The organism is Bradyrhizobium sp. USDA 3262 (genome assembly GCF_054060035.1).
In genome coordinates this window covers 3,919,533-3,940,945 of record NZ_JBSSCT010000001.1, presented here as the reverse complement: position 1 = coordinate 3,940,945, position 21,413 = coordinate 3,919,533, and the positions used below count along the sequence as shown (strand labels likewise).

Genomic DNA, 21,413 nt, shown 5'->3' with positions numbered 1-21,413 from the left:
CGGAGCTTCGGCTATGTCGCATCGAAGATGCGATACGGGTGAGGGGGAGGCTCCGCAAACCCCACATCTGCCGCTTTCGCGGAACGAGCCCCTCACCCCACCCCTCTCAGAGCGAGCTTCGCTCGTCTCGACCCCGCGAAGAGCGGGGAGAGGGAGAAGAGACACGAGATGACCTGGTCGATCATCGCCCGCGACAGCGCCACCGGCCAGCTCGGCATCGCCGTCGCGACGCGGTTCTTCGCGGTCGGCGCGCTGGTGCCGCACATCGCATCCGGGATCGGCGCGGTGGCGACGCAGGCGCTGGTCAATCCCTACTACGGCATCGACGGCCTCGCGCTGTTACGCGGCGGCAACAGCCCGCATGAGGTGATCGCGGCGCTGATTACGCCCGACAGCGGCCGCGAGAGCCGGCAGCTACATGTCATGGACGCCAGCGGCCGCATCGCGGCGCATTCCGGCAAGGACTGCATCGACTGGTTCGGCCATATCGCCGGCGACGGGTTCTCGATCGCCGGCAACATGCTGGCAGGACCCGCGGTGCTCGACGGGACCGCGCGCGTTTATGCCGAGAACGAGACGCTGCCGTTCGCGGAACGGCTGATCAAGGCGATGTTCGCCGGCGAAGCGGCCGGCGGCGACAAGCGCGGCAAGCAATCGGCGGCGCTTCTGATCCACGGCGCGGAGGAATGGCCGGCGCTCGACCTGCGCGTCGACGACCACGCCGATCCCCTGCGCGAGCTTGAGCGGCTGGAAGCCGTCAGCCGCGAGCACTGGGTGCCGTTCCGGAGCTTCATGCCGACCCGCGGCAACCCGGCCGGAACCAGCGATCGCGCCACAATCGACGCCGGCATCGCCACGGCAACCACGAGCCGCGAATGACGGCAGGCCCGCTGATCGAGATCGAAGGCCTGCGCGTCACCTTCCAGGGCGATGACGGCCGCAAGACGCATGCCGTCGACAGCGTCGATCTTTCCGTCGCCAAGGGCGCGACGCTCGGCCTCGTCGGCGAGTCCGGCTGCGGCAAGAGCGTGACCTCGCTCGCGATCATGGGGCTGTTGCCGAAGCAATCCGCCGCGGTCTCCGGCGCGATCCGCTTCGACGGCTTCGACCTGCTCGACGTGCCTGATACGACGCTGCGCGACCTGCGCGGCAATCGCCTTGCGATGATCTTCCAGGAGCCGATGACCTCGCTCAACCCGAGCTTCACCATCGGCGACCAGATCACCGAGACCATCTTGCGCCACCGCGGCGGCTCCCGGCGCGCGGCGCGCGAACGCACCATCGAGCTGCTGCGCCGCGTGCACATCCCCTCGCCCGAGAAGCGCATCGACGAGTTTCCGCACAAGCTGTCCGGCGGCATGCGCCAGCGCGTGATGATCGCGATGGCGCTGGCCTGCGATCCGCAGCTCCTGATCGCCGACGAGCCGACCACCGCGCTCGACGTCACCTTGCAGGCGCAGATCCTCGATCTGATGCGGGAGCTGAAGGCCGCGAGCGGCGCCGCGATCATCCTGATCACCCACGATCTCGGCGTCGTCGCCGAAGTTTGCGACGAGGTCGCGGTGATGTATGCGGGCGAAATCGTCGAGCGCGCGCCGGTCGACGAGCTGTTTGCCAATCCGCAGCATCCCTACACGGTCGGCCTGCTCGGCTCGATCCCGCGGCTCGACCGCCGCACCAGCCATCTCGCCACCATCGAGGGCATGGTGCCGAATATGGCCAACCCGCCCGCCGGCTGCCGCTTTGCCGCGCGCTGCCCGTTCGTGGAACTTGCCTGCACCCAATCGCCGCCGCCGCTCGCGATGCTGAGCCCAACCCACGCCTCGCGCTGCATCCGCGCGCCGCTGGAGCGGCTGGTGTCATGACCGCGCTGCTCGAGGTCGAAGGGCTGGTGAAGCATTTCGTCGCCGAACGCTCGCTGTTCGGCCGGCCGACCGCCCATGTGAAGGCGGTCGACGGCGTCAGCTTCACGGTCGAGGCCGGCAAGACGCTGGCGCTGGTCGGCGAATCCGGTTGCGGCAAATCCACCGTCAGCCGGCTGGTGCTGCGGCTGATCGAGCCGGACGCCGGACGGATCCGCTTCGAGGGCCGCGACCTCGGCACGCTCAATGCCGGGCAGCTGCGCGCCTTCCGCCGCGACGCGCAGCTGATCTTCCAGGACCCCTACGCCTCGCTCAACCCGCGCATGACGGTGAGCCAGATCCTGACCGAGCCGCTGGCGCTGCATAATCTCGTCCCGGCCGCGGACCGCCGCGCGCGGGTCGAGCAGCTGTTGCGCCTGGTCGGGCTCGAGCCGCGCTTTGCGCGCCGCTATCCGCACGAATTCTCCGGCGGCCAGCGCCAGCGCATCGCGATTGCCCGCGCGCTCGCAGTCGAGCCGAAGCTGATCATCTGCGACGAGCCCGTGTCGGCACTCGACGTCTCGATCCGTTCCCAGATCCTGAATTTGCTGCGCGACCTGCAGGATCGCCTGAAGCTTGCCTACATCTTCGTCTCGCACGATCTCGCCGTGGTGAAGCACATCGCCGATCGCGTCGCGGTGATGAATCTCGGCACCATCGTCGAGACCGCCGATGCCCAAGCGCTGTTCGCCGCGCCGCGCCATCCCTATAGCCGCGCGCTGTTGTCGGCGATCCCGGTGCCGAAGCCGCGCGCCAGGCGCAGCCGCATCGTGCTGGAGGGCGAGCTGCCGAGCGCGCTGAATCCGCCCTCCGGCTGCCGCTTCCATACCCGCTGTCCCTATGTGATTGCGCGCTGCCGCAGCGAAGTGCCGCAGTTGCGCGAAGATGGCACCGGATATGCAACGGCCTGTCACCGGACGCGCGAGCTGCCCGGCGCGGAGGCGATCGTGCCTTCCGATGGCGGGTTCTCGCCGACACTGGAAAAGCTGGTGGCGGCGTTCAATGCGGCGGAAGCCTCGGGGCGGCCCGGGGTTATTTCACAGGGAACAAAGGCGTAGGGAATAAGGGGGTTGGCGATGAGATTTTGGCGCTTGGCGGTCCTGATGGCGGCCCTCGTGACCTGGTGCGGAACGAGCGCGCATGCCGAGACGACACTTCGCATCGGGCTCGCCGAGGACCCCGACATCCTCGATCCTTCAATCGGACGCACCTATGTCGGCCGCATCGTCTTTTCAGCCTTCTGCGACAAGCTGTTCGACATTGACGAGAAGCTGAACATCGTTCCGCAGCTCGCGCTGTCCTACGAGAACTCGGCCGACGGCAAAGAGATGACGATCAAGCTCCGGCCGGGCGTCAAGTTCCACGACGGTGAGCCGTTCGACGCCGAAGCCGCCAAATTCTCGCTGGAGCGCCATCTGACGCTGCCGACCTCGTTTCGCAAACCGGAATTGGCTGCGCTCGACCACGTCGACGTCGTTGATCCCCTGACCATCAAGCTGGTGCTCAAGACGCCCTACTCGCCGCTGATCGCCCAGCTGACCGACCGCGCCGGCATGATGGTTTCGCCGAAAGCGGTGAAGGAAGCGGGCGACAAATTCGGGCTGCATCCAGTCTGCGCCGGACCCTACAAGTTCGTCGAACGCGTGCAGCAGGACCGCATGGTGTTCGAGAAATTCGGGGATTACTGGAACAAGGACAACGTCTTCATCGATCGCATCGTGTTCCTTCCTATCGTCGATGCCACGGTGCGGCTCGCCAATCTGAAATCCGGCGGGCTCGACCTGATCGAGCGCGTGCTCGCCACCGATATCAAGGACGTCCGAGCTGACAAGCGGCTCGTGCTGTCGACCGCGCCTGAACTCGGCTATCTCGGCCTTACCATCAACCTCGGCAACGACAAGAGCAAGGGGCCGCTCAGCCAGTCGGAAAAGGTGCGCCAGGCGCTCGATCTGTCGATTGACCGCGAGGCGCTCAACCAGGTCGTCTTCAACGGCGAGTTCACGCCGGGCAATCAGTGGGTCAGCCCGACGCATCCTTACTATCAGAAGGCGTTTCCGGTTCGGGGACGCGACATTGCCAAGGCCAAGGCGCTGCTGAAGGAGGCCGGTGTCACGCTGCCCGTCGCCATCGACTACATGGTCCCCAAAGGCGCCGAGAACGAAGCCGTGGCCCAGGTCGTGCAGTCGATGGCGGCCGAAGCAGGCTTTGACATCAAGATCCGCGTGGTCGAATTTGCGACGACTTTCAAGCAGGCCCAGGCCGGCGAATTTCAGGTGTTTCAGATCAACTGGAGCGGCCGGATCGATCCTGACGGCAATTCCTATGTCTTCCTGCACACCAAGGCGCCGCAGAACGACGGCGGCTATTCCAACGCGGAAGCCGACAAGCTGATGGAAGATGCGCGGCTGATCAACGATCCCGCCCAGCGCAAGGCGATCTACGAGAAGATGACCAGGATCGTGCTCAATGACGAGCCGATCATCTACATCTATCACCGCACACTCCTGATCGCGCACTCCACCAAGGTCGAGGGTTACCGGCAGATGCCGGACGGATTGGTGCGCGTGGTCGGGCTGAAATTGAAATGATCGCCACAGCGCAGGGCACGCGGGGCCGACAATGCTGAACTTCCTCGCCAAGCGGCTGGTTCAGCTGGCCCCGACGCTGTTCTTCGTCTCGCTCCTGATCTTCTCGCTGCAACATTTGCTGCCCGGCGATCCGGCACTGGTGATGGCCGGCGAGGAGCGCGATCCGGCCGTCATCGAACAGATCCGCCAGCAATACCACCTGGATCAACCGATTCCGGTGCAATATGCCTATTGGGTCAAAGGCGTGCTCATGGGCGACCTCGGCGAGTCCCTGCGCAACAAGATGCCGGTGTCGAGCCTGATCGCGCAGAAGCTGCCGGTCACGATGCAAATCGCCGGCATGGCGATCGTGGTCGCCTTCCTGATCGGCATTCCCGCCGGCATCATCTCGGCGGTGAAGATCGGCACGGCGTGGGACTATGGCGCCAATTTGTTCGCGCTGTGGGGTATCTCGACGCCGAACTTCTGGCTCGGCATCATGCTGATCTTCCTGTTCTCCGTCGAACTCGGCTGGCTGCCGGCCTCCGGCTACGTGCCGCTCAGCGAAAACTGGCGCGCGAGCCTCGCCGCATCCGTCATGCCCGCCTTCGTGCTCGGCAACGCGATCGCGGCGGTCCTGATGCGGCATACGCGAAGCGCGATGCTGCAGGTGCTGGAGAGCGACTATGTCCGCACCGCGCGGGCGAAGGGCCTGTCCGAGCGCACGGTGATCCTCAAGCATGCGATGCGCAACGCGCTGACGCCGATCATCACGCTCGGCGCGCTCGAGCTCGGCACGCTGCTGTCGGGTGCGGTGCTCACCGAGCAAATCTTCTCGATCCCGGGCTTCGGCAAGCTGATCGTCGATGCCGTGTTCAACCGCGACTATGCCGTCGTGCAGGGCGTGGTGCTGACAACGGCGACGATCTACATCACGCTCAATCTGATCGCTGACATCGCCTACATCCTCGTCAACCCGCGGCTGAGGGGCTGATCGGATGACCGACGCTGCACTCAGCCCCCTCGCTCCGCTTGCCGTCGCCGAAACGCTCGAGAGCCCGGCGCGGCGCGCCTGGCGGCGGCTGATCCGGCGCAAGGGTGCCGTGCTCGGGCTCACCGTGATCGCGGTCTTTATCCTGCTCGCCGTGTTCGCGCCGCTGATCGTGCCCTATGATCCGGTCGCGACGAGCTGGTCGCTGGTGCGCAAGGCGCCGTCGGCGCAACACTGGTTCGGCACCGATGAACTCGGCCGCGACGTGTTCGCCCGCGTCGTGTTCGGCGCCCGCGCCTCGCTGCTTGCCGGCGTCATCTCGGTCGGCATCGCGCTTGCGATCGGCGTGCCGCTCGGCCTCCTCGCCGGCTATCGCGGCGGCTTCATCGACGCGCTGATCAGCCGCATCACCGATGCCATGCTGGCCTGCCCGTTCCTGATCCTGGCGATCGCGCTCGCAGCATTCCTCGGCCCAAGTCTTAGCAATGCCATGATCGCGATCGGCGTCTCGGCGACCCCGATCTTCATCCGCCTGACCCGCGGCCAAGTGATGAGCGTCAAGGTCGAGGATTATGTCGAGGCCGCGCGCGCCATGGGCAATCCGCGCTGGCGCATCGCGCTGGTCCACATCCTGCCCAACATCCTGCCGGCGCTGCTGGTGCAGGCGACGCTGTCGATTGCGGCCGCGATCATCGCCGAGGCCGCGCTGTCGTTCCTCGGCCTCGGCCAGCAGCCGCCGGCGCCGTCCTGGGGCAGCATGCTCAACGCCGCGCAGCGCTTCCTGACCAGTGCGCCCTGGATGGCGGTCTGGCCGGGGCTTGCGATCTTCCTGGTCGTGCTGTCGTTCAATTTGGTCGGCGACGGCCTGCGCGACGCGCTCGATCCGAAGGCGCGGTGACCGGTCGGCCGTATCGAGCGCGCGCCATTCTTCCCCGTCACCCTGAGGAGCGCGGAACGCGCGTCTCGAAGGGTCGACGGCCCGGCTGGTGGCCGTGCATCCTTCGAGGCTCGCTTCGCTCGCACCTCAGGATGACGGGGAGAGTTGCGTGACACCAAGTTCTCGTCATTGCGAGCGAAGCGAAGCAATCCATCATCACCGAGCATGCGGAGCTATGGATTGCTTCGTCGCTTCGCTCCTCGCAATGACGACGGAAGCTAAATCACGACCTCGCGCAACACCCTCCTGCAATCCATCTCGTATTCGAGATCGACCACCGGCGGGCGGCAGAAGTGCCAGGTCAGGCCGGAGCGGGTGGCGCCGCGGCGGACCAGTTCGTCGACGAGCACCGGATGGATGTCGTGCACGGTGTAGGCCTGCACCGCCGTCGTCTCCTGCCAGCCGAAGCTGAACTCCGCAAGACGCCGCTCCATCTCACTCGCGGTGAAGCGGACCTTCTCCCGCCACGCGCCGGGACTGAGATCGCGATAGCAAACGATGCGGTCGGGATAGCTGGCGGTGCCGCCGCGTGCCTCGGCGCCGCCGGCGATCACGAAGGACGGCGACGTCGTCGTGCTCGGCCGCGTGAACGAGAACGCATGGAACGACGGCTCGGCCGGCGGATCGATCTCGGGACAGACATTGCTGCGCGCCACGGGATTGATGGTGCCGTCGAACAGGCCCCATTCGGCGAGCGTCTTGACGTAGTGCTGGTTGAAGGCCCGGAAGCCGTCCTCGGTGAAGGCGGCCGGCGAACGCAATTCGCAGGCGCAGAACGCGGTCAGCGGCCGGCCGGCGTCGCGGATGTAGGCCGCGATCCGCGCAAAACCTTCCGCGAGCGGCAGCAGGCGATCGAAGCGCACCCGCTCGATCTCATAACCGGCGTTCGCCTGCGCGCCGCTTGAATATTGGAACACGGCCGGAATGAACCGGTAGTTGCCCGCCGCAAACTCGCTCGCCATGCCTGTTTCCTCCGGATTCCTTAAGACGAGTACTTTCTGCCCGCCGTCGGCAAAGCCTATCATGAGACAAAGAAAAGGCGGCAGTGGCTTTCGCCAGTGCCGCCTTCTCTGCGAGCATGAGCTTGGAGGGCTCAGGTCGGTTTCAGCGCGCCGCCACGCTGGTCGAGTTCGTAATCGGCGATCTGCTTGGCGCGATCGGAATGGGCCGCGGCCTGGTGGTCGGTCGCGATCACCGTGTAGACCATCGGCAGCACGAACAGCGTGAACAGCGTGCCGATCGTCATGCCGGCCACGACCACAAGCCCGATCGAGAAGCGGCTGGCAGCGCCCGCACCCGAGGCCGTGAGCAGCGGCAGCAGGCCGGTGACCATGGCCGCCGTCGTCATCAGGATCGGACGCAGGCGGATCCGGGCGGCCATCTCGATCGCCGCGCGGCGGTCCAGTCCCTCGTTGAGCTGCAACTCGTTGGCGAACTCCACCATCAGGATGCCGTGCTTGGTGATCAGTCCGACCAGCGTCAGCAGGCCCACCTGGGTGTAGATGTTCATGGTGGCGACGCCGAAGAACAGCGGGATCAAGGCGCCGACGATCGCCATCGGCACGGAGATCATGATCACGAACGGATCGCGCAGGCTCTCGAACTGCGCCGCCAGCACCAGGAAGATGATGATGATGGCGAACGCGAAGGTGACCAGCAGCTGATTGCCTTCGTGGACGTATTGCCGGGAGTCGGCCAGGAAGTCGTAGCTGAAGCCGGACGGCAGCTTCTTGGCTTCACCCTGCAGGAAGTCCACCGCCTGGCCCATCGAGACGCCGGGCATCGGCACGGCCTGGAAGGTCGACGAGTTGAGCTGGTTGTAGTGGGTCAGCGCGTTGGGATCGACGCCGGTCTCGACCGAAACCACGGTCGACAGCCGCACCAGCTGCCCGGTCGCGGTGGGAACGTAGTAATCGTTGAATGCCTCGGGCGCGAGCCGGCTGGCGCGCGGCACCTGCGGGATCACCTGGTAGGAGCGCCCTTCCAGATTGAAGCGGTTGACGTAGTTGCCGCCGAGCAGCGTCGCCAGGGCGCCACCGATCGACTGCATGGTGATGCCGAGGTCGCTCGCCTTGGAGCGATCGACCTTTACCCGGACCACCGGCTGGTTGAAGTCGAGATCGCTGTCGGTGACGATGAACAGGCCGCTCTTGCGCGCCGCATCCTTCAGCTTGCTCATCTGGTCGAACACCTGCTGGAATCCGGCCGTCGAAGAGATCACCATCTGCACCGGCAGACCGCCGGGGCCGCCGGGCAGCGGCGGCAGGCTGAACGCGAACGCGCTGATGCCCTCGATCTTGGACAGTTCGGCCTGAACCAGCGGCTGTAGCGCCTGCGCGCTGCGCTTGCGCTCATCCCACGGCTTGAGCAGCATGCCCGCGAAGCCGCCCTGCGGACCGGTGATGCCGTTCAGGATGAACCGCAGGTCGGTCTCGGGAAACTTCTGGAACTCCTTGTCCATCTTGTCGCCGTAGAAATCGATGTAGTCGATGTTGGCGTATTTCGGCGCCTTGGTCACCGCGAACACGATGCCCTGGTCCTCCTGCGGCGCCAGCTCCTTCTGGATGTGCATATAGAGGAAGCCGACCAGACCGAGGATGGTCACGGCGAACAGCGCCGTGATCGGGCGGTAGTCGAGCGAACGGTCGAGCTGACGGCCATAGGCGCGCGTCAACGCGCCGAACACGCGATTGACCAGCCTGGCGAAACGCCCCTCCTCCGCGCTCTTGAGGAACACCGAGCACATCATCGGCGACAGCGTCAGCGCGATCACGCCCGACACGATCACCGAGCCGGCCAGCGTGAAGGCGAATTCGCGGAACAGCGTGCCGGTCACGCCGCCGAGGAAGCCGATCGGCGCGTACACCGCCGCCAGCGTGATCGTCATCGAGACGACGGGACCGACGATCTCGCGGGCACCCTTTAGCGATGCCTGCACCGGTGGCAGGCCCTCCTCGAGATGTCGATGGATGTTCTCCACGACAACGATGGCGTCGTCGACCACGAGGCCGATCGCCAGCACCATCGCCAGCAGCGTCAGCAGGTTGAAGCTGAAACCGGCGGCCAGCATCAGGATGCAGACGCCGATCAGCGACAGCGGGATGGTGACGACGGGAATGATCACCGACCGCAGCGAGGCCAGGAACAGGAAGATGACGACGACGACGATCAGGACCGCTTCGGTGAGCGTCTTCTCGACCTCATCGATCGACGATTGAATGAACTTGGTGGAATCGTAGGCCACCTTCATCTTCATCGACGGCGGCAGGTTGCGCTCGAGGTCGGGGAACAGCGCGCGCACGCCCTTCACCAGGGTCAGCGGGTTGCCCTGCGGCGTCGCCTTGATGCCGATGAAGATCGCATGCTCGCCGTTGAAGGCGACGCTGGCGTCCGTGCTCTGCGCGGCGAGTTCCACCGTCGCGATGTCCTCGATGCGCACGAAGCCGCCGTCCTTCGCCTTCACGATCATCCGCTTGAACTGATCGATGTTCTGAAGGTCGGTATTGGCCGAGACGTTGGAGACGATGAAGAAGCCCTTGGTCTGGCCGGCCGCGGCCTGGAAGTTGTTGGCGGCGATCGCGGCGGCGACGTCGTTTGGCGACACACCGCGTCCGGCCATGCGGGTCGGATCGAGCCAGACGCGCATCGCAAAGGTCTGGCCGCCGAGGATGTCGGCCGACGCGACGCCATCTACCGTCGAGAGCACCGGCTGCACGACGCGGGTCAGGTAGTCGGAGATCGACGATCCGGTCAGCTCTTCGCTGGAGAAGCCGAGATACATCACGGCAATAGTGTCACCGGTCGCCTTGGTCACGACGGGATCGAAGGCTTCCTTCGGGATCAGGTATTTGACCGAGTTGACCTTGGCGAGCACCTCGGTCAGCGCCTGGTTCGGATCGTGATTGAGCTTGACGTAGACCTGAATCGTCGAGGTGCCGAGCACCGAGTTCGACGTCATGTAGTCGACGCCTTCGGCCGACGCGACGGCCTGCTCGATCGGCGTGGTGATGAAGCCGTTGATCAGCTCGGGCGACGCACCGGGGTATGACGTGGTGATCGTCACGACGGTGTTCGAAAGATTCGGATATTGCCGGATTGGCAAAACCATCGCCGCGCGCAGGCCGATCAGCAGGATCAGCAGGCTGACGACGACCGACAGCACCGGGCGCTTGATGAAAATATCAGTGAAGGCCATCGCCAACTCGATTCGTGTTCTGCCGGCTTGCGGCAAGATGTGGCGGAGGGCCGATGGCCCTCCGAGTTCGATGAATGAAGATCAGTAGCGCGGCGGTTCGGCCGGAACCGGCGGCGGCGGATCGGTCGAGATCGCAACCGCCATGCCCGACTGCAGCTTGATCTGGCCGACGGCGACGACCTTGTCCCCCGCCTTCAGACCCTTGAGGATCTCGACACGGCCCTCGACGCGGTTGCCCGTCTTCACGAAGGTGCGGTCCGCGGTCAGGGTGGTCTTGCCGTCGTCGCCCTTCTTCTCGGTGATCAGGAACACCGAGTCGCCGTACAGGGTGTAGTCGACCGCGGTTTCGGGAATGGTCACGACCGGCGGCTTCCCGGGCAGCACGATCGTGGTGGTCGCGAACATGCCGGGCTTGAGGATGCTGTCCGGATTCCGGATCGTGGCCTGAACCCGGATGTTGCGGGTGTCGGTCGCGATCTGCGGCTCGATGGTCGTGATCTTGCCCTCGAAGGTGCGGCCCGGATAGGCGTCGACCGAGACGCGTACGGCCTGGCCGACCTTGATCTGCGAGCTCTGCTTCTCTGTCACGGTCAGGTTGGCGTACAGCACCGACAGATCGGTCAGCGACACGATCTGGGTGCCGGCCGTCAGGTACTGGCCGACTTCGACCTGGCGCACGCCGAGATCGCCTTCGAACGGTGCGCGCACCAGCTTCTGCGAGATCAGCGCTTCGGTCTTGGCAATGCCCGCCTTGGCCTGGTCGTAAGCCGCCTGCGCGGTGTCGACGGTCGATTGCGGACCGAACTGGCGCGACGCGAGCTGCTTGGCGCGGTCGAGTTGCAGCTCGCCGACGGTCGCTTGCGCCTTGTAGTTGGCGAGGTCGCCCTGCTCCGGTGCGTCGAACAACTGCACCAGCGGCGTGCCGGCCTTTACGTGGCTGCCGGCGGTGAACAGGATCTCGGTGATGCGGCCCGGCACGTCGGTCGTGACGTTGACCTGGTGCACGGCGACGAGATCGCCGACGGCGGTCAGCAGGTTCGGAATCACTTCCGTCTTCGCCTCGACGGCCGACACGTTCGCCGGCGGCGGCTTATTGTTGGCAAAGAACTGCGCGATCATGTGGCTGCGGAAGGCATTGAAGCCGACCAGCGCGCCGACGAGCAGGGCCAGCAACAGGCCTACGATGATGAACCAGCGCACCATGCGGACGGGACGCTTGGCTTGCTTCTCCTTGATCGGTTGCCCCGAGATGTGGCTTTCGGTCTGAATATTCATGTCATGCACTTTCTGCAGTTACCGACGGTCCTGCGATCGGCGACGGCTGGCGGCCCAAATGAGTTGAAATTGCGGCTTCGGTAAGTCCGATGCCGCGAAGGATGAATTGGCAAAGCTGGCGCTCGGCCGCGGCGGCATCGCCGTAGGGGAGGCATGGTGTCGCAGGCAGCTGGGTCAGCGCACCCATCAGCACGGTATGGTGCGCAAACCAGAACAGGTTGAGCGGCTCGTCGCCGATCTTCGTGGCCTCGCCGGCGGCGATCGCCCGCTCGAGCGAGGCGGCGAAGGTCGGACCGATCAGCTTGCCGACCTTGTCGTAGAGCAGGCGCGCAAACTCGCCGTCGTCGAGATGGCTCGTCACCATCAGCCGCATCCGCTGCGCCTCTTCCTGGTCCGGCGCATCACGCAGCTGCATGAAGTGACCGACCATGCCTTGCACCAGCTCGACCAGCGTCGCAGTCGAGGGCTCCTGCCCGAGCAGGTGCGCGAGATCGGGATCCGCCTCGCACTCTTCGGCAAGGATCTCGGCATAGAGCGCCGCCTTGGACGGGAAATGCTTGAAAAGCAGCCCTTCCGAAATGGCAGCCGCGGCCGCCACGCTCTTTGTCGTGGTGCCGGCGAAGCCGTTGCGGGCGAAACACCGCTTTGCGGCGCTCAGGATCAACTGACGCCGCAAGTCACTCGTCATGCGTAAGGTAGACATTTGGGTCGTGAGTAATCACTCACTTTACCAAAAGTCAAGGTTCTATTGCACCGCGAAAGCCACTTTAAATAGGAGTGTGGCCGATCGACCCTCTGATGCGGTTCACGAGGTAGGTACCGTCGCGGCTGGACAGCACGCGCTCCAGATTGGCCCCGTCGATCTTGGCGCTGGCGAACCGCGGCCCCGCCGTAACATCTTGCAAAGACGAGGCAAAAGCCTCGACCTCAGCCATCGTGCTGATCGCCCGGCTATCTCCGATTCCGCAGGCTTTGGCAACACCGACCAGGTCGGCAGGCCCGCCGGTGTGGCTGGCCTGGCCGCCGGTCTCGCCATAAGCCTCGTTGTCCAGCACGATGATCGAGAGATTTTTGGGCTGCTGCAGGCCGACGGTGGCAAGGCTCCCCATCCCCATCAGCATCTCGCCGTCGCCGGTGATCACGACGACCGGCAGCGTCGGCTGGGCCAGCGCGAGGCCGAGCCCGATCATCACGGCGCCGCCCATGCCGCCCCAGAGATAGAAGTTGCGGTCGTGGTCGCCGGCGGCGGCGATGTCATAGGTCGAGGCGCCGAGGCCGCCGACGGCGAAGGCGCCCTTGCGATCCCTGAGCAGTTCGGAAACGACGGCACGGCGGTCGAGGAGATTGGCTTTGCTCATTTGGTGAAGACCTTTGCCCCGATCAGGCGCTGCGACAGCAGGACGGCGGTGGGCGTGCAGGCGTTATAGGCCTGCGCTGCGCCGGCCTCGACGACTTCGCGGACCTCTTCAGGGTGCGAGGCGCGCAGCACCTTGATCCCGGACAGTTCGAGGATCCCTTGCGTGTTCGAGCCCATCGGCACCTGCCAGGGATTGAACTCGCCCCATTCGCCGCGCATCGTCACCAGCGTGAGGAACGGCAAGCGGAAGATCTGCACCAGCGACAGCATGTTGATGCAATTGCCGACCCCGCTCGACTGCATCAGCAGCACGCCGCGCTGGCCGCCGGCCCAGGCGCCCGCGAGCAGCGCCACGCCCTCCTCCTCGGTGGTCAGCGCAATGCCGCGCATCGAGGACGACCCCAGCACCCGCTCGATCAGCTCTGAATGCCCGGCGTCCGGCACGTAGGGCACCTGACGCACCTCGAAGCGCTGCAATATCGAGAAGATCTCCTCGGGCCAGGAGGCCGCAGTGTCGGCACGGGCATGCATTGGCGTTTCCGGTCTTGTTGTTTGGTCGCGACTGTAGAGGGGCGCGCGCGCTTCATCAAAGCGCAAAACCGCATATGGCTCTGCGATTTGCTCGCACCACGCGACGTCCGGCGCGCTGTTCCCGGCGCCTGGCAAATTGTGTTGCGCGGTCGCCGCCCGCGGCTTACGATAGTTGCAAATGAAACTAATTGGGCTGGATGCGCCATGAACGGACACGCGCGCGAGCTGGCTGACGGCTTCGACCTCGAGAAGCTGACGCCGGAGTTCTACGCCGACCCCTACCCGACCTATCGCGCGTTGCGCGAGAACGCGCCGGTCAAGCGGCTGCCGAACGGCTGCTATTTTCTCACCCGCTACGACGACCTCATCGCCGCCTACAAGAACACCAAGGTATTCTCCTCCGACAAGAAGAAGGAGTTCTTGCCGAAATACGGCAACTCGCTGCTCTACGAGCATCACACGACCAGCCTCGTCTTCAACGATCCGCCGGCGCATACGCGCGTGCGGCGGCTGATCATGGGCGCATTGTCGCCGCGGGCGATCGCCGGCATAGAGCCTGACCTGATCGCGCTGGTCGACAGCCTGCTCGACCGGATCGAGACCCGCGACCGCTTCGAGCTGATCGGCGACTTCGCCTCGGCAATTCCGGTCGAGGTGATCGGCAATCTGCTCGACGTGCCGCACGACGAACGCGAGCCGCTGCGCGACTGGTCGCTGGCGATCCTGGGCGCGCTGGAGCCGGTGATCGGCAAGGACGCGTTCGACCGCGGCAACAATGCGGTGAAGGATTTTCTCGCCTATCTCGAAACGCTGGTTGAACGCCGCCGCAAGAAGCCTGGCAATCCCGAACGCGACGTGCTGACAAGGCTGATCCAGGGTGAGGATAATGGCGAGCGGCTGACCGCGAAGGAATTGCTGCACAATTGCATCTTCCTGCTCAACGCCGGCCATGAGACCACGACCAACCTGATCGGCAATGGGTTGGTGACGCTCAGCCAAAATCCGGATCAGAAGCAACGGCTGATCGCGCAACCCGAGCTGATCAAGACCGCGGTCGAGGAGATGCTGCGCTACGAAAGCTCGAACCAGCTCGGCAACCGCATGGTCGTGGAAGAAACCGAGCTCGGCGGCATCACGATGCCGGCCGGCACGCTGGTCACGCTGTGCATCGGCGCCGCCAACCGCGACCCCGCGCAATTCCCCAATCCCGAAGGCTTCGACGTCGCGCGCACGCCGAACCGCCACCTCGCCTTCGGCACCGGTGCGCATCAATGCGCCGGCATGGCACTGGCGCGGCTCGAAGGCGCCATCGCGATCTCGCGGTTCCTTGAACGCTTCCCGAACTACGCGCTCGACGGCGAGCCGGTGCGCGGCGGGCGGGTGCGATTCCGCGGCTTCCTCAGCGTGCCCTGCAGCATCAGCGCATAAGCTGTCCCCTGCGAATTTGGCCGGCGACACACTTCCCTGTGGAGGAACTGATGCCCAAATCAACTGCAGGCACGATTTGATGTAATCTCTCGTGCGCTGCAGCGGGAGTGACGCATGATGAATGCATCGGTCACTGATTTCCTCGCAACCGAAGCGCAGTTCGGCACCTACAATTATGAGCCGATCGGGGTCGTGCTGTCCCGCGGCGAAGGCGTCTGGGTCTGGGATACCGATGGCAACCGCTATCTCGACTGTCTCTCCGCCTATTCGGCGGTGAGCCAGGGCCACTGCCATCCGAAGATCCTCGCAGCAATGATCGAGCAGGCGCATCGGCTGACGCTGACCTCGCGTGCCTTCCACAACGACCAGCTCGCTCCCTTCTACCGCGAGCTCGCGGAACTGACCGGCTCGCACAAGGTGTTGCCGATGAACAGCGGCGCCGAGGCGGTGGAGAGCGCGATCAAGTCGGTGCGCAAATGGGCCTATGAGGTCAAGGGCGTGCCGGACGGGCAGGCCGAGATCATCGTCTGCGCCAATAATTTCCACGGACGCACGCTCGGCATCGTCGGCTTCTCGACCGACCCCGGTTCGCGCGACCATTTCGGCCCGTTTGCGCCGGGCTTCAAGATCATCCCGTTCGGCGATGCCGCCGCGCTCGAGCAGGCGATCACGCCGAACACCGCGGCCTTCCTGGTCGAGCCGATCCAGGGCGAAGCCGGCGTCGTGATTCCTCCGCCAGGCTATTTCGTCCGCGTGCGCGAGCTGTGCACCGCGCACAATGTAATGCTTGTGCTCGACGAGATTCAGACTGGGCTCGGCCGCACCGGCAAGCTGCTCGCCGAGCAGCACGAAGGGATCGAAGCCGACGTGACGCTGCTCGGCAAGGCGCTGTCGGGCGGCTTCTATCCGGTGTCGGCGGTGCTTTCCAACAACGCCGTGCTCGGCACGTTGCGGCCGGGCCAGCACGGCTCGACCTTCGGCGGCAACCCGCTGGCCTGCGCGGTGGCGCGGGCGGCGCTACGCGTGCTGATCGACGAGGGAATGATCGAGAACGCGTCGCAACAGGGCGCGCGCTTCCTCGCCGGATTGCAGGACATCCGCGCCAACGTCATCCGCGAGGTGCGCGGGCGCGGGCTGATGCTGGCGATCGAGCTGCATCCGGAAGCCGGCGGTGCCCGCCGCTACTGTCTGGCGCTGCAGGCGCGCGGCATCCTCGCCAAGGACACCCACGAGCACACCATCCGGATCGCTCCGCCGTTGGTAATCACGGGCGATCAGGTCGACTGGGCGACGGAGCGGATCGCGGCGGCCCTCACGCAGGATGTCTCCTGACGGTTCCCTGGTCGGAAGACGGTAACGCCGGCCGTAACCACAACGAACGAATCCGACGTCAGTGCGTTAAAGCACTGCGGGCGACCGTTGAAACGAGAGCTACGCTCATGCTTTCCCGTCGCGCTTTGTTTGTTGTCTTTTCGATTGGCAGCTCGATGCTCGTGGCGAACGGCGGCGCGTCCGCCCAGCCACACGGAAAGGGTCCACCGGCGGCAAGGCCGGCTGCACCGGCCGCAATGGCGCGTCCCGCCCCGATGGTACACGCCGCCCCTCCCGCGATGGCCAGGCCGCCCGCAATGGCGAGACCGCCTGCAATGGCGCGGCCACCCGCGATGGCACGACCGGCGGCACCCGCGTTCCACGCCCCGCAGCGACCGGCGATGGCGCCGCGCCCGGCACCGCATTTCGCCGCCCCGTCGGTACGCCAGGCCCCCCATATCGCCGCGCCGCGTGTCGCAACGCCACGCCCCGAATTCCGTCGAGGAGCGCCGCAGCGTCAGGCTCCGCATATCGCGGCGCCATCACGCCCGAGCCCACCGTCGCGCTTGAGCGAGCGGCCGTCGCCGACGGAGCGCGTTCAACAGCGCGCGCAACAGCATCAGCAGATGATCCAGCAACGCCAGCAGACGGCGCAGCAGCGGCAGCGTGACGCGCTCTCGCGCCAGACCACCGAGCGGCAGACCCGGATCGATCGCCTGCAGCAACGTGTGCAGCAATTGCAGTCGCAAAGGGTCCAAGGCGCACGCGCGCAACGCGTCCATGACCGTACCCTGCAGGCGCAGAACCGCCTGTTGCAGCGCGAGCAGCGTGCGCAGCAGGCCGACGTTGCCCGCCAGCAGCGATTGGCGCCGGCAGCGGCAGCGACGGTTGGAGCCGCGGTCGCGACCACGGCCGCGACGCAGGCGGCTCAGCGCGAGCGATTTGCCGCGCACTTCCGCGAGCAGGCAGGTGCGCAAGGCCAGGCCGCGCTTGCCGCGCGCGAGAGCGGCTGGGCGCCCCGGCATGCCTGGCGACGCGGCCATCGCGCGGCGTTCGTGGCGTGGCTTGGCCCGGTGTTCTGGCCCTACGCCTATTCGGATATTTTTGACTACACGTTCTGGTCCTATGCCTACGAGCCCGGCTATTGGGCCTACGCCTATGACGACTTCGTCGACACCGTGTTCTGGGACACCAACACTCCCTACTCCGCCTATGCCAGCATCAACCCGGATGACTATCGGGGCGCCGCAGGCCGTAATCGGTCTCGTCCGCGCACCGACATGAGTCCGCAGGCGATCCAGCAGCTGTGCGGAGAACCGGACAAGGGCGTCACGGCCTGGCCGCTTGCCGACATCACGCGTGCGGTACGGCCCAGCGCCGAGCAGCGCACGCTGCTCGACGAGCTGAGGACGGCGGCGACCAGGGCTGCCAATGTCTTCAAGGACTCCTGCACGGACAGCTATGCCATGACGCCGGCCGGCCGCCTGCGGTCGATGCTGAACCGCATCGGCGCGACACTCGAGGCGATCAAGATCGTGCGGCCTGTGCTGGAGAATTTCTACAACTCGCTCAGCGACGAGCAACAGGCTCGTTTCAATTCACTCGGTCCGCATGTTGGCGAGCGCACGCCGCGGCAGCAGGAAGCGGCCGCGCAATCCGGCAATTGCGGCGATTCGAAATCCGACCTGGCCCAACTGCCGATCAACCGGATCGAGGCCTCGGTCCAGCCAGCGGGTAAGCAGAAGGAAGCGCTCGGCCGCCTCAGCGATGCGACCGCAAAGGCCATTGCTGACCTGCAGGCTGCCTGCCCGAACGAGGTGCCGCTGACGCCGGTCGGGCCGGCTGGAAGCGATGCAGCACCGGCTCGAGGCCATGCAGAATGCCGCCAGACTGATCGAGCCTGCGCTGGACAAGTTCTACGCCACGCTGAGCAGCGAGCAGAAAGCACGATTCAACTCGCTGCAGCGGGTCGCGAGCCCCTGAGGCAGCTGGCCTGCGACCACCCGGCGCGCCCGCGCGATGTCAGTCCCCGTCTTGCCTTTGCGGCCGCCGCACAGCAATGTTCGGCACCGGCATCCTGATGCGATGCCGAATGGCGGGGCAGGAATGAAGCAGGGTTGGGCGAGCATCGGCGAGCTGCGCGAGCGCTGGGGCGACTCTATATTGACGGTGCTCACTGTCCTGCTCGTGGTCATGATTTTCGTGGTGGCGCCGTTGCAGGCGTTGGGCCTGTTCGAATTCCAGATTTTTGAACTCCTGCTCGCGCTGGTCCTGGTCGGCGGCGTCTTCCTGATGTCAGGCAGCGCAGTGGCGGTCGTCACGATGCTGGTCGCGCTCGTCATGATCGTCACGGGCGGAATCCTGAGGTTGCGCTCACCTTCGATTGTCGATCTCAACCTGTTTGCCGGGTCCTGGCTGCTCGTCGGCCTCACCATGGCCGTGACGGTGGCGCGCGCGACGTTTGCGCCCGGCCGCGTCACCTATCACCGTGTGATCGGCGCGGTTCTGCTCTATCTCACGGTCGCCGTGATCTTCGCAGCGCTCTTCACCTTCGTCGGCACGCTGAGGCCCGACGCATTTCCCGGCATGAAGGTGGAAGACAGCCCGACGCTGGCGAGCCGCGTACTCTATTTCAGCTTCGCCACACTCACGACGACGGGTTATGGCGACGTCGCTCCGCTGCATCCGATCGCGCGGAGCCTGTGCAATCTCGAGGCGATCTTCGGCCAGCTCTATCCGGCAACGCTGCTGGCGCGCCTCGTCACGCTGGAGATCGAGCACCGCAACGAGGAGTCCTGATGAGGCGCGAAGCGGGGATGCGGCGCTTTGCCCACCTGGCGGCGTCCTAGACCACCGTCCGGTGCCGCTCGATGCAAGTTCGCAGCACCTCGTCCAGCGGACGGCCCCACCAGTCATTCGAGAAGATCTCGATCTCCGAATAGCCGGCAAAGCCCTGCGCCTCGACGGCAGCGCGCACCGATCTGATGTCGATGACGCCGTCGCCCATCATGCCGCGGTCGTTGAGGATGTCCTTGGTCGGCACCAGCCAGTCGCAGACGTGGAACGCAAGCAGGCGATCCTGGCCGGCGCGCGCGATCTGGCTCATCAGCTCCGGATCCCACCAGATGTGATAGACGTCGAGTGCGACGCCGATTGCGCCGGTTCTGTCGGGATCGAGTGCGTCGCAGATATCGAGCGCATGCTTTGTAGTGTTCACGCAGGCGCGGTCGGCGGCATAGGCCGGATGCAGCGGCTCGATCGCGAGCGGCAGCTTGGCTTGCTTCGCGTAATCCAGCATCTCGGCGATGCCGTCGTGCACCTGATGGCGCGCGGCCGCGATGTCCTTCGAAGCCGCGCTGCCCGGCCGGGAATATTGCGGCAGGCCGCCGACCACCAGCACGATGCAGGAGGCGCCGAGTGCCGCCGCCTCGTCGACCGCGCGGCGGTTATCGTCGCGCGCCTCGCTGCGATGCGCGCCATCTGCCGTGAACATGCCGCCGCGGCAATAGCCCGACAGATCGAGCCCGGCATCCTTGACCGCACGGACGGCGCGATCGAGGCCGACGGCTGCAACCTGGTCGCGCCAGGGATCGATGGCGCGGATGCCATGGCGCGCGCAGGCCTCGACGATGGCGAGGAGATCGCCCTGCTTGCGAACGGTCGCCGTGTTCAGCGACAGGCAGCGGTGATCGTTGGAAAAGTCGCGCATCAGGCTTCAATGCCGCGCGTGGCCAGGATCATCGCCATCCGGCGCGTCGCGAGCTCCGGATTGGCGAGCAGACCGGCCTTGTCGGCGAGCCGGAACAATTCGGCAAGATGCAAGGTCGAGCGCGCGCTCTCCTGCCCGCCAACCATGGTGAAATGGTCCTGATGCCCGTTCAGATAGGCCATGAACACGATGCCGGTCTTGTAGAAGCGCGTCGGCGCCTTGAAGATGTGGCGCGACAGCGGCACCGTCGGTCCAAGCACATCGTGGAAGCCGGTCTCATCGCCCGCGGCCAGCCGCGACAGCGCATAGGACGCCGCCGGCGCGATGGCATCGAAGATGCCGAGCAGCGCGTGGGAAAACCCCTTGTCGTCGCCGGCGATCAGCTCGGCATAGTTGAAGTCGTCGCCCGTATACATTTTGACCCGCGGATCGAGCCGGCGCCGCATGTCGATCTCACGCTGCTTGTCGAGCAGCGAGACCTTGACGCCATCGACCTTGGCCGCATTGGCGTTGATGATCGCAACCGCCGTATCCATCGCCCTTTCGAGATCGGCCGTACCCCAGTAGCCTGATAGCGCCGGATCGAACATGTCGCCGAGCCAATGGATGATCACGGGCTCACGGACCTGCGACAGCACACGGTCGTAGACCCTGGCGTAATTCTCCGCGCTCTTGCCGAGCTTTGCCAAAGCGCGCGAGGCCATCAGGATGATGCGCCCCCCTGCCTTCTCCACTGCCGCGATCTGCTCTTCATAGGCACGGATCACATCGTCGATCGACCTTGCGTCCTCGACCGCGAGATGGTCGGTGCCGGCGCCGGAAAATACCAGCGCGTTACCCTTGGCCTTCGCCGCCTTCACCGAGCGCTGGATCAGTTCGAGCGAGGTCACCCAGTCCAGCCCCATGCCGCGCTGCGCGGTGTCCATGGCTTCGGCGACGCCGAGGCCGAGGTCCCAGACGTGCTCGCGAAATGCGATTGTCTTGTCCCAGTCGATCGCGGCCGTCAGCCAGGGATCGACGTCGGCGCTGGGATCGGCGACCACATGGGCGGCCGAGAACGCGACGCGGTTCAGCGTGCCCTCGAGCTTCGCCGGAAAGGTCCGCGACGCCGCGAGGCGATAGGTCTCGAGGCCGCCGCCTGTGGTCGGCAGCTTCAGCGACAGCGATGACTTTGTCATGGCAGGCTTGGGCAGGACTGGCTTGTTCATGGC

General features: G+C 65.5%; 18 protein-coding genes. 10 read left to right on the top strand and 8 right to left on the bottom strand.

The features are described 5' to 3' along the window. Positions 1–168: 168 nt before the first annotated feature. Genes ACVWYP_RS18055 through ACVWYP_RS18030 form a run of 6 tightly spaced genes read left to right on the top strand, consistent with a single transcriptional unit; the run spans position 169 to position 6,357 of the window. The gene (locus tag ACVWYP_RS18055; RefSeq protein WP_304499264.1) at positions 169–879 is read left to right on the top strand and encodes a DUF1028 domain-containing protein; all 711 of its coding nucleotides are present in this window, start codon (positions 169–171) and stop codon (positions 877–879) included. Then, the gene (locus tag ACVWYP_RS18050) at positions 876–1,865 is read left to right on the top strand and encodes an ABC transporter ATP-binding protein (RefSeq protein ID WP_304499263.1); all 990 of its coding nucleotides are present in this window, start codon (positions 876–878) and stop codon (positions 1,863–1,865) included. Before ACVWYP_RS18055 ends, ACVWYP_RS18050 begins: the two co-directional genes overlap by 4 nt. Next, positions 1,862–2,959 (top strand): ABC transporter ATP-binding protein, encoded by a 1,098-nt coding sequence (locus ACVWYP_RS18045; protein ID WP_304499262.1) that lies wholly within the window; start codon positions 1,862–1,864, stop codon positions 2,957–2,959. Before ACVWYP_RS18050 ends, ACVWYP_RS18045 begins: the two co-directional genes overlap by 4 nt. Before the next feature lie 18 nt (positions 2,960–2,977). Continuing rightward, positions 2,978–4,489: an ABC transporter substrate-binding protein gene (locus tag ACVWYP_RS18040; RefSeq protein WP_304499261.1), complete on the top strand. Its 1,512-nt coding sequence runs from the start codon at positions 2,978–2,980 to the stop codon at positions 4,487–4,489. 31 nt (positions 4,490–4,520) lie between these two features. Then, complete coding sequence (locus ACVWYP_RS18035; protein WP_304499260.1) at positions 4,521–5,462, top strand: ABC transporter permease; 942 nt, start codon at positions 4,521–4,523, stop codon at positions 5,460–5,462. Between the two features lie 4 nt (positions 5,463–5,466). Continuing rightward, positions 5,467–6,357: an ABC transporter permease gene (locus ACVWYP_RS18030; protein ID WP_304499259.1), complete on the top strand. Its 891-nt coding sequence runs from the start codon at positions 5,467–5,469 to the stop codon at positions 6,355–6,357. A gap of 257 nt (positions 6,358–6,614) precedes the next feature. On the opposite strand, the gene cnbZ is transcribed toward ACVWYP_RS18030, so the two are convergent. The 6 genes from cnbZ to ACVWYP_RS18000 form a co-directional block, all read right to left on the bottom strand. Beyond that, positions 6,615–7,358, bottom strand: a complete 744-nt coding sequence (gene cnbZ / locus ACVWYP_RS18025) for a 2-amino-5-chloromuconate deaminase CnbZ (protein ID WP_304499258.1) — start codon at positions 7,356–7,358, stop codon at positions 6,615–6,617. Positions 7,359–7,489: 131 nt separating this feature from the next. After that, positions 7,490–10,591, bottom strand: a complete 3,102-nt coding sequence (locus ACVWYP_RS18020) for a multidrug efflux RND transporter permease subunit (protein WP_304499257.1) — start codon at positions 10,589–10,591, stop codon at positions 7,490–7,492. An 81-nt stretch (positions 10,592–10,672) separates the two neighbouring features. After that, on the bottom strand, positions 10,673–11,866 hold the full coding sequence (locus ACVWYP_RS18015) for an efflux RND transporter periplasmic adaptor subunit (protein WP_304499256.1): 1,194 nt from the start codon (positions 11,864–11,866) through the stop codon (positions 10,673–10,675). Between the two features lies 1 nt (position 11,867). Continuing rightward, positions 11,868–12,569: a TetR/AcrR family transcriptional regulator gene (locus ACVWYP_RS18010; RefSeq protein ID WP_026192475.1), complete on the bottom strand. Its 702-nt coding sequence runs from the start codon at positions 12,567–12,569 to the stop codon at positions 11,868–11,870. A gap of 64 nt (positions 12,570–12,633) precedes the next feature. Beyond that, positions 12,634–13,224, bottom strand: coding sequence for a thiamine pyrophosphate-dependent enzyme (locus ACVWYP_RS18005; protein WP_304499255.1), 591 nt, complete (start codon positions 13,222–13,224; stop codon positions 12,634–12,636). Then, the gene (locus tag ACVWYP_RS18000) at positions 13,221–13,754 is read right to left on the bottom strand and encodes a thiamine pyrophosphate-binding protein (RefSeq protein WP_018270486.1); all 534 of its coding nucleotides are present in this window, start codon (positions 13,752–13,754) and stop codon (positions 13,221–13,223) included. The genes ACVWYP_RS18005 and ACVWYP_RS18000 overlap by 4 nt, the downstream gene beginning before the upstream one ends. Positions 13,755–13,958: 204 nt before the next feature. Here ACVWYP_RS18000 and ACVWYP_RS17995 point away from each other — a divergent pair, with 204 nt between their 5' ends. The 4 genes from ACVWYP_RS17995 to ACVWYP_RS17980 all read left to right on the top strand — a co-directional run bounded on the left by ACVWYP_RS17995 (position 13,959) and on the right by ACVWYP_RS17980 (position 19,292). Further along, on the top strand, positions 13,959–15,182 hold the full coding sequence (locus tag ACVWYP_RS17995; protein ID WP_028338817.1) for a cytochrome P450: 1,224 nt from the start codon (positions 13,959–13,961) through the stop codon (positions 15,180–15,182). A gap of 117 nt (positions 15,183–15,299) precedes the next feature. Beyond that, a complete protein-coding gene (gene rocD, locus ACVWYP_RS17990) occupies positions 15,300–16,514 on the top strand; it encodes an ornithine--oxo-acid transaminase (RefSeq protein WP_304500246.1) in 1,215 nt (404 codons plus the stop codon). Positions 16,515–16,894: 380 nt separating this feature from the next. Further along, a complete protein-coding gene (locus ACVWYP_RS17985; RefSeq protein WP_456684123.1) occupies positions 16,895–18,574 on the top strand; it encodes a Spy/CpxP family protein refolding chaperone in 1,680 nt (559 codons plus the stop codon). 25 nt (positions 18,575–18,599) lie between these two features. Beyond that, positions 18,600–19,292 (top strand): potassium channel family protein, encoded by a 693-nt coding sequence (locus ACVWYP_RS17980; RefSeq protein ID WP_304499253.1) that lies wholly within the window; start codon positions 18,600–18,602, stop codon positions 19,290–19,292. A gap of 46 nt (positions 19,293–19,338) precedes the next feature. On the opposite strand, the gene ACVWYP_RS17975 is transcribed toward ACVWYP_RS17980, so the two are convergent. Then, a complete protein-coding gene (locus ACVWYP_RS17975; protein ID WP_304499252.1) occupies positions 19,339–20,202 on the bottom strand; it encodes a sugar phosphate isomerase/epimerase family protein in 864 nt (287 codons plus the stop codon). Then, the gene (locus ACVWYP_RS17970; RefSeq protein ID WP_304499251.1) at positions 20,202–21,410 is read right to left on the bottom strand and encodes a dihydrodipicolinate synthase family protein; all 1,209 of its coding nucleotides are present in this window, start codon (positions 21,408–21,410) and stop codon (positions 20,202–20,204) included. The genes ACVWYP_RS17975 and ACVWYP_RS17970 overlap by 1 nt, the downstream gene beginning before the upstream one ends. Positions 21,411–21,413 lie beyond the last annotated feature (3 nt).